This is a genomic window from Pseudomonas edaphica (genome assembly GCF_005863185.1).
In the GTDB taxonomy this organism is placed as follows: Bacteria; Pseudomonadota; Gammaproteobacteria; order Pseudomonadales; family Pseudomonadaceae; genus Aquipseudomonas; species Aquipseudomonas edaphica.
In genome coordinates, this window is the sequence record NZ_VBVZ01000939.1 from 1 (window position 1) to 1,602 (window position 1,602).

2 protein-coding genes are annotated in these 1,602 nt (G+C 62.7%); both read left to right on the forward strand.

The features are described 5' to 3' along the window. The first annotated feature begins 155 nt into the window (after nucleotides 1–155). Entirely contained in the window at nucleotides 156–1,385 is a 1,230-nt protein-coding gene (locus FEM54_RS32270) for a phosphopentomutase (protein WP_138454250.1), read from the forward strand. 68 nt (nucleotides 1,386–1,453) lie between these two features. Continuing rightward, a partial coding sequence (locus FEM54_RS34880; protein ID WP_138454251.1) for an AAA family ATPase occupies nucleotides 1,454–1,602 on the forward strand: 149 nt, incomplete at its 3' end.

Sequence of the window (1,602 nt, forward strand, 5' to 3'; positions counted from 1 at the left end):
GCCTTCGTCGGCGAACAGGTGAATGCAAAACGGCCCCTGGGCTGGGTTCACGCGCGCACCCAAGAGCAGGCCGGGCAGGGCGCATCCGCCTTGCGCGCAGCGTATCGGCTGGGCGGTGAACGCCTGGCCGCGCGCGAATTGATCCAGGCAATCCTATGAGCAAGGCCATCGTATTAGTGCTGGACTCATTGGGCATCGGCGCGAGTGCCGACGCCGCGCTGTTTGGCGATACCGGCGCCGACACCTTGCGCCATATCGCCGAAGCCTGTGCCCGTGGTGAGGCCGATGGGCCATTGCGACGGGGACCTTTGAACCTGCCGAACCTGGGCCAGCTGGGATTGGGCGCCGCAGCGGCGGCCAGTGGCAATGGCCCGCTGCCAGGCAACTGGGGCGACGCGACACCGATCGGCGCCTTTGGCCATGCGCGCGAGCAATCATCCGGCAAGGACACGCCGTCCGGGCATTGGGAAATGATGGGCGTGCCAGTGTTGTTTGACTGGGGTTATTTCGAGCAGCCGACCGAGTCCTTTCCACCCCAACTGCTGGCCGACCTGATCGAGCGGGCAGGGTTGCCGGGCATCCTGGGCAATTGCCATGCCTCGGGCACCACGGTGCTGGACGATTTGGGTGAATTACACATCCGCAGCCAGCAGCCGATTTGCTACACCTCGGCCGACAGCGTGATGCAGATCGCCGCCCATGAAAGCCATTTCGGCCTTGAAGCGCTGTACCGAGTGTGTGAAATCGCGCGCACCTTGTGTGATGAATACACGGTCGGCAGGGTCATTGCCCGACCGTTCACCGGGGAGCACGCGGGCCAGTTCCGGCGCACCGGCAATCGCCGCGACTACACCGTGCCGCCACCGTCAGCGACGCTGCTTGATCGCCTCTGCGACGCCGGCGGCACCGTGCACGCGGTGGGCAAGATTGGCGATATTTTCGCTCACCGAGGCATCAGCCGGTTGTACAAGGCCGATGGCAACGACGCGCTGTTCGACGCCACGCTCAAGGCCTACCGGGAAGCACCTGACAACAGCCTGGTGTTTGCCAACTTCGTCGACTTCGACATGCTCTACGGACACCGCCGAGACCTGGCCGGCTACGCTGCCGCGCTGGAAGCCTTCGACCGCAGGCTGACGGAATTACTGGCGTTGATGGACTCGCAGACATTGTTGATCATCAGCGCCGACCACGGCTGCGACCCCTCGCGCCCGGGCAGCGACCATACCCGTGAGCATGTGCCCGTACTGGCTTATGGTGCAGGCGTGGCGGCGGGGTGGTTGGGCGAGCGAGCCAGCTTTGCCGATATCGGCCAGAGCCTGGCGGTGCACCTGGGGTTGGAGCCGTTGGCATGGGGCACGTCTTTTTTGCTGCGTGAGCCATAGCATCGACAAGCGTCATCGGCTTCAAACTACGTTAAGGTGCTCATCACTTATCCATCATTACGTGAAGCATGAATCGTCCATTATTTGTCTCCCTGGATGGGCCTAAAGGCACGGGGAAAACCACGCTGTTGGAAGCCGTTACCCAAGCACTGCGGGCAGACAACAAAAAGGTGATCCGTCTTTGCGAGAGAAAAAGCGATCCCTACAGGGCTGAAAC